The following is a 6,650-nucleotide window of genomic DNA, read 5'->3' as shown; positions in this document are numbered from 1 at the left end:
AACAAAAATTTTAGCAAGCTGAGAATTTAAGAAAAGTAAAAAGTGGAAAGAGTCGATGAATAGTGTGTTTTTAAGAGGTATATTTATTACGTACTATCATGACAAAAACCACCCTAGCAAAAGTAAGTTTAATTTCAGGAAGTAGTGCCATCGTTACAGGTGGAGCAGCTGCTGGAACACTATCTGCAAAAACAGACGAAAATAAAAGAGCTTCTCTTGTTCCTGTTAAGAGAAAATCTAGATTTGGAAGCGTGAAAAAAATAGAAAAAAGTTATAAAGTCTTGAGTGAAGAAAATAACTTTCAGGAATTCATAAAAAGACAGGATAAGAATTTCATAAAAGAAAATCAAAAATACAAAAATGAATTTATCGATACATGAAAAGAAAATAACTCCTCTGCATGAGAAGAGTTATTTAAAGCTAGATATTCAATCTATAGCGAAAATCCGTTAGTGGATAGTCAATCTAAACTTTATTCGGTTTTCGATAATTTAGAAAGCGGGTTTGTTGCACATGAAAACAATAGGAAAGATTACAACTCCCTTAACAATGCATGTTGAAGAGCATACTGAATGGATCTAGAGGGAGAAAAAGAAGAAACACTGGATGTTGTATGACTTCTATGTTCTAAAGATGGTGAAATGCCAGAATAAAAGGAATCTTTTATTCTGTTTCTTCAGTGCTAGAAGTCTGACTGCATTCTGCAGAAGATAATTGAACAGTTAAGTAAGAAACTCCTGCTACAAAAACAACGTTTATAGAAGTTACAGCTAAGATGGTTGAAGAAGATACCATTTTTAATTAATTGTGAGAGTTATTATAAGAATAATCACTTAAATCGCTATTTATGCAGGTTTCAGATCCAATTTTGAAATAGTTAGTTAACTAAAAATATATTCATATTTATTTTTGTTCCATTCCTAATGATCCTCTCAATGAACAAAACATAGTTACCTCTGACAATATTTTTTTTCAATCCTCTTCATCTTTTTTCTTGTAGTTTTCTGAACATTGGTTTTTCAAAATTTCTTTATCTGTTGTTTTTTTCTTATTTTCGTCATACAATTTCTTAAATCCAGCATCCTCTAACTTCGCTTTCTTTCCTAAACCTTCTCATTTTCCATCTTCTGAACCAAAGAAAGCTTTTGTTTGATTTTCTCAAAACAAATCATTAACTGAATCTGAAGAAACTAAAGCAGATTCCTGCACAAAAGACATGGTTGCACTACAAGAGCCCTCTTCAGAACTGTAACAATCGTCTTCAAGCTCTAATATTTCTCATTCCAAATCATCCTCTAAAGTAATAGGAATAACTCCATTTGCTGAACAATAAATTCATACATATTGTTCCTGGAAAAAAGTTCAAAATCTTTCTCCAATTAATTTCTCAGCTTTCATTTCCTGAGAATAAGCGTTCTTGCAAACATCTTTTAAATCGGAATAACTTCTAATTGCCTGAGAACTGTATGGAAAATTTTCAACACTTCCATATCTATCTTCTACAGATCCTAAATATCTATTCTTATAATTTCACCTTCATCAATCATCATTCAATGTATCTTCTGCATCAACAAAATGATACTTAAAGTCGTATCCAAATGTTCCTTCTTTTGGATTCTGAATTTCTTTATGTGTAGGAGCTTTATCCTCTAAAGATAATTTAGATGAAAGTTTTTGATAACGAAGTTTCGTTTGTTCTATAAATCTAGAAGAAAGCGCAAACCCAAATCCAGTTATTAAAGAAAATAAACTGAAAATAAAGATTAGAGGCTTCATGGAAAAACTTATCGATTTATAGAACCCGATAGGGAACAAAATCTAAGTGTTTCTTTGGCTAATTCTGAATTTTCACTATAGGAAATATCGTAGTTAATTTCGCATAACTCTTTAAGTGATTCAATTGTTCTATCATCAGTTTCATATAACTTCTTAAAACCTGCTTGCTCATCTTTAGCTTCAGAACCTATACCTTTACCATTTTCTCCATAGAAAGCAATTGCTTGTCTTCTTCAAAATTTTCCGTTTTCTACTGCACGAGTAGAAATCATGCTGGATTGATAAACATTTCCTAATTTATATCTACCTATAAATCTATCGCCTTGCTCATAAATTGTTTCCGGAGTTCCTCCTTCTACAGAACAATAAGTTCAAATATCTGACTCGTATTTCTCCTGTTTTATGTTTCTATTAATAGGAGAGATTTCTTCTCTTGTTTTCTTTTTATAGGCCTCTGAACATCTTTCTTTTAAGTCATCAACACTTTTTATACTCTGAAATTCAAAACTTATTCTCCTCGAATTAAAAGCATCTTCTCTACTACTTGAAAATCTTTTATAGCTTCAAGATCATCATGAAACGTTTGCTTTATCAGAGGTATCAATAAAGTGTTTTTGGAAATCAAAACCAAATGTTCCTGCTTGTGGATTCTTAATAAATTTACGACCAGAGAATCTTCTACCAGACTGATAACGATGTCTAACTCTTGGATTTCTACTTACTGAAACTTCTCTAGATTGAATAACGTATATCCCAAAAGAAATTCATATAAAGACTGCAGATCCAGCAATTACAGTCGCAAGAGTTTTTGATGAATACAACAATGTTATTTTTTACTTGAAAATACTAACTTCAAATTCTATGTTTTCTTTTAAGAAATATACAAAAATTTATTTTCTACTAATAAAAATAAATGATAATTTATGGATTAAGAATGTTTTTTATTGAAAATAAGAAAACCACCAAAAAATTAATAATTAAATTTCGCTTACTACAATAAGTAAAAAATAACTATTTAATGTTCTACTTTAACTTCTATTTCAGTGCCTTCTACAGATCAAGTCAGTTGCCTAAAAGAATTTCAAAAGATAAATTTAAATATGAAAGAAACAATTAAACAAGGAGGAAAAAAGAAACCTATTAAATAGAAAATTAATATGATCTTAATTTTGCCTCCAGTTTCTTGCGCTAAATAAATAACTGAACGGTCTAAATGTGCTTTGTTTGATAAAGCGAAAGAATCAAGACTAGAAACAAAACCCAAACACTTTATAACATCTATTATTCAAAGAACTATTGACACTAAGGACATTAAAAGAATAAAAACTACAAGCGCTATAACAGCACCAGACAAAACATCGAAAAGCCCTACGCATGCGATGATTGTTAATAAAAGTACAGAAAGAAAAATAGATATAGCAAATTCTCCAATTCATATCTTTTTTATTGATTCTGCTTTGCTTTTAAGAAAAGAAAAATCTGTGAAATTAGAATAGCTTGAATTCAAAATAAAAAATCTTAAAAAGTAAATTTAACAAAGTCAAATAATATTTTGTTTTCTTCGTCTAATACAGAAACATCTCCTAAAAATCAATTATTTCCTAGAATATACAAAAGGTTTATTGCATTTAATTCATTTCTATTGAACAGCAAATTTCTCTACATCTTATTTTGACTTATCTAAATCTCTCTAATAACTGGCAAAGACTTAACTAAGAGATAACTTTTTATTCTTTCCTAAAGTGCAGAATCTATCGACATCTTGCTTTAATTTATATTTACCATCTGTATTAGTAGAATCATCAGAAAAATCAGAACTAGGTTTCTTATATTGAGCATCACAAACTTTATTCAAACTATTATTCTCGTCAGTTCCATAACCACTTGTTACAGCTTTAAAAGGATCGCTTATATTGTTTGCATCTTTCTTTAGACCCTCCAATCTATTAGAAAAAGCTCAATTTCATCAATCTTCATTGTCCTTGATATCAGCAACTAGATCATTCTTATTATTACCAATCCCGCTTAACTTATTTTCCTCTACTTGAGAATTAGCTTCCGCCAATATTTTGGGTTTCGGCTCTGTTCCTTTGGAGCGAAAAAATAAATCAGGAGAAGTAGAACAATATCTTCAAACATTCTGAATATAAGTTGTGTTTACAGTTGTTTTCTCTGTTTTCAAAAGAGCAGCATGACATACTTGATTTAGATATGTTTCATTTTTATCAGATACGCCTTTTAGAAAGGCATTAGCTACATTTTCAAACTCATTGCTTATTGAAATATCATTTCTTTTTTTATCTTCCTCAAAAACATTCTTATATACATAATTCCATCACTTTTCGTTTCCTTCAAAAATAGGATCAACAAATTCATCCTTATTATTTCCTCCTATAGTTCCTACAGCGTATAAAGTTGTTTGAGATTCTTTTAGAGTTGTATACCTTACGGAAATAACATGGGTAGCTAATCCATAACCTCCACCAATAATAAGAGTTCCTGCTCCTATCCCTGAAGCTCCTTTAACCAATGCTGACATAAAAAATTATTCAGAGCCTTTTAAAGAACAAAACTTAATAACTTCTGTCTTAGTTGGTTTATCTTGAGAAGAAGTGCTATTATCTGCAACTTTTTCATATGATTCTCCACACTTTTCTCTTAAGTTTGGTTTTGGAAACTTATTTTTGTTATCGTCATAAAACTTTTTGAAAAAAGAATTATCTGTTGAAGGTGTTGGGAAATCTATTGATCCTTTTCTAAAAAATTCGCCAGTTTTTAAGTCTCAAAAATCTTTGTTTAAAGGATTTTCAACAGACATAAGAATAGATTTACTGGTATTCCCGATTTTTTCTGGAGTGCAAGAATATCTTTCTTTATCAGAGGACTCTTCTACTGTTAAAGGCTTAATTAAAGATAAAGAACAATATTTCCAGACATCATTTTCATAATTTCCAGTAACAGTAGTTAATTCTTTTTTAAATGCGGCTTCACATACATCACTTAGAAAGACAATTTCAGAGTTGGCATGTTCAAATTTATATCCATCTGTTATTTCCTTAAATTCAGCACTCAAAGAATCACTTTTAGAATCGGAATAAAAACGATTTAAACTTCACTCTCATCAATTTTGATTTTCTGGTTTCTTAGTGTCTACTAATAAATATCCATACTTTATCCCAAATGTTCCGGAAGTGTAATCTTTAGAAAAGCTTGTTGAAACTGAAATAGTATGGTGAACATCTGGCATTGGTGGACTATTAGTAAATACAGGAGAAAACATGTAACCTCCTACTCCAATTACAACTAAAGAACCAACCGAAATAATTATCTTTGCTAGATCCACAAAGTTATTTGATCTTCCAAATAAATAAGAAGAATTTAATTTTTTACCAATTTAAGAGAATTAGATAAAAAAAGCAAAAATACTCTCTTTATTCAAAACTCCTCAAAGAGCAGAACATAATTGTTTCTTTTATTATTTTGTCTTTGCTGCTTGCCTCGCTAAATTTTTCATAATTTTTCCCACACAATTCTTTTAATTCTTTTGCCGTTCTATCGCCACCTGTTTTTCCATACAACGTACTGAAACCTGCTTCGCTTTCCGTGGCTTTATTTCCTGAGCCTTCACCACTAACATCTTTTTTAAAGAAAGTTTTCGCATGATTATCTCAGAACTTTTCGTTTCCAGAAATCGCAACCAATCGTGACTGATAATTGGGATTTATTTTTTCTTCTATATCGTGTATATTATTATCTTTTTCCTCTTCTTCCTCCTGATCTCATTCATAATCTTCTTCTACAGTGATCGGAAAAATTCCTTCAATCGAACAATAAAGCCAAATTTCTTCCAACGAATTAATTTTTTCTTTTTGAGTTACAGAAGATTCATTTACAACAGGAGTCTTTAATTTTTTCTTATAGACCTTTTCGCAGGCGCTTTTTAGAGAATTATGATCATTGACGGATTTAAATTCCTCAGATAAATAACCGTCTGAAGAGTTAAAGGCTATTCTTGCAAATTGATATCTATTTTTGTATGCTCACTTCCATCACTCTTCATTTTCACCATTAGAAGCATCTACAAAATGATGTTTAAAAAAATATCCAAAAGTATCTTCGCCTGCATTTTGAATCGCTTTACTTGTGGGAACATTTTTATCAATCTCAAATAATGCAAAACCTAAATTTTGTTCTTTGATTGCTGTTCTTTCGGATACAACAAAAGATAATCAGCCGCCAAAACCAGTAACCGCAAGTAGAGAACCAAAAACTAAGCCTTTCAAAAGGCCAAAAAATTTAACTTTAGAAATTATCTTTTTGAGAAGAATGTTTAAGTTAAATTAGAAAAGGCAAATCCACAGAACGTTTTTATTATTTTTTTTGTTGCTATTAATTATTTATGCATTTGTAGTACCAGCGAATTTTAAAAATCAAACGAAAAACATTTTTTATTTTTAAATCAGCAGGGGCGAATTTATAAACACACAATTGAAAATCTATTTCTAATAGACTCTAATTAACACATGAAATCAATTACAACTCTACTAAATCAATTAACTAAGGGGGGGGTTTGGGAATGAAAATCTCTTGGAGAAATTGCTACAGATATTTGTATAGGGGTCGGAGCCATTAAGTCTCAAATAGGGCAAGGAAATTATCCTTGCGTTCATTATGGTGAGATATATACTAAATTTGAAATTTGATTCGATAAGTGCATTTCCAAAACAGACGAAAAATTAATAAAAGAAGTTAAATATGGCAATTATGGAGATTTACTAATTGCAAATGCTAGTACAGCAAAAACGGGAATTGGAAAGTGCTGTGCTTATTTAAGCCAAGAAAAAATAATTATTGGAAAGAACATAACTTTAATC

Annotated in this window: 9 protein-coding genes; 3 read left to right on the top strand and 6 right to left on the bottom strand. The window is 30.3% G+C overall.

The window, feature by feature from the left end:
* Positions 1–98: 98 nt before the first annotated feature.
* Complete coding sequence (locus H6411_RS00040) at positions 99–653, top strand: hypothetical protein (RefSeq protein ID WP_216082612.1); 555 nt, start codon at positions 99–101, stop codon at positions 651–653.
* Between the two features lie 10 nt (positions 654–663).
* Here H6411_RS00040 and H6411_RS05880 read toward each other — a convergent pair whose 3' ends face one another.
* The 3 genes from H6411_RS05880 to H6411_RS00030 all read right to left on the bottom strand — a co-directional run bounded on the left by H6411_RS05880 (position 664) and on the right by H6411_RS00030 (position 2,600).
* Positions 664–795, bottom strand: coding sequence for a hypothetical protein (locus tag H6411_RS05880; protein ID WP_369408474.1), 132 nt, complete (start codon positions 793–795; stop codon positions 664–666).
* Positions 796–903: 108 nt separating this feature from the next.
* On the bottom strand, positions 904–1,776 hold the full coding sequence (locus H6411_RS00035) for a hypothetical protein (RefSeq protein ID WP_216082611.1): 873 nt from the start codon (positions 1,774–1,776) through the stop codon (positions 904–906).
* An 8-nt stretch (positions 1,777–1,784) separates the two neighbouring features.
* Positions 1,785–2,600, bottom strand: a complete 816-nt coding sequence (locus tag H6411_RS00030) for a hypothetical protein (protein ID WP_216082610.1) — start codon at positions 2,598–2,600, stop codon at positions 1,785–1,787.
* A 396-nt stretch (positions 2,601–2,996) separates the two neighbouring features.
* On the opposite strand from H6411_RS00030, the gene H6411_RS00025 reads away from it, so the two are divergent.
* Positions 2,997–3,272: a hypothetical protein gene (locus tag H6411_RS00025; RefSeq protein ID WP_216082609.1), complete on the top strand. Its 276-nt coding sequence runs from the start codon at positions 2,997–2,999 to the stop codon at positions 3,270–3,272.
* Between the two features lie 212 nt (positions 3,273–3,484).
* Here H6411_RS00025 and H6411_RS00020 read toward each other — a convergent pair whose 3' ends face one another.
* The 3 genes from H6411_RS00020 to H6411_RS00010 form a co-directional block, all read right to left on the bottom strand.
* Positions 3,485–4,315, bottom strand: a complete 831-nt coding sequence (locus H6411_RS00020; RefSeq protein ID WP_216082608.1) for a hypothetical protein — start codon at positions 4,313–4,315, stop codon at positions 3,485–3,487.
* Between the two features lie 6 nt (positions 4,316–4,321).
* Complete coding sequence (locus H6411_RS00015) at positions 4,322–5,119, bottom strand: hypothetical protein (RefSeq protein ID WP_216082607.1); 798 nt, start codon at positions 5,117–5,119, stop codon at positions 4,322–4,324.
* An 88-nt stretch (positions 5,120–5,207) separates the two neighbouring features.
* Positions 5,208–6,059: a hypothetical protein gene (locus H6411_RS00010; protein ID WP_216082606.1), complete on the bottom strand. Its 852-nt coding sequence runs from the start codon at positions 6,057–6,059 to the stop codon at positions 5,208–5,210.
* Between the two features lie 240 nt (positions 6,060–6,299).
* Here H6411_RS00010 and H6411_RS00005 point away from each other — a divergent pair.
* A partial coding sequence (locus tag H6411_RS00005; RefSeq protein ID WP_216082605.1) for a restriction endonuclease subunit S domain-containing protein occupies positions 6,300–6,650 on the top strand: 351 nt, incomplete at its 3' end.

It is taken from the genome of Candidatus Mycoplasma haematohominis, assembly GCF_902712995.1.
Lineage (GTDB): Bacteria > Bacillota_I > Bacilli_A > Mycoplasmatales > Mycoplasmoidaceae > Eperythrozoon_B > Eperythrozoon_B haematohominis.
Note: the sequence above shows the minus strand (reverse complement) of the source record. Positions and strands in the feature narration are given on the sequence as shown.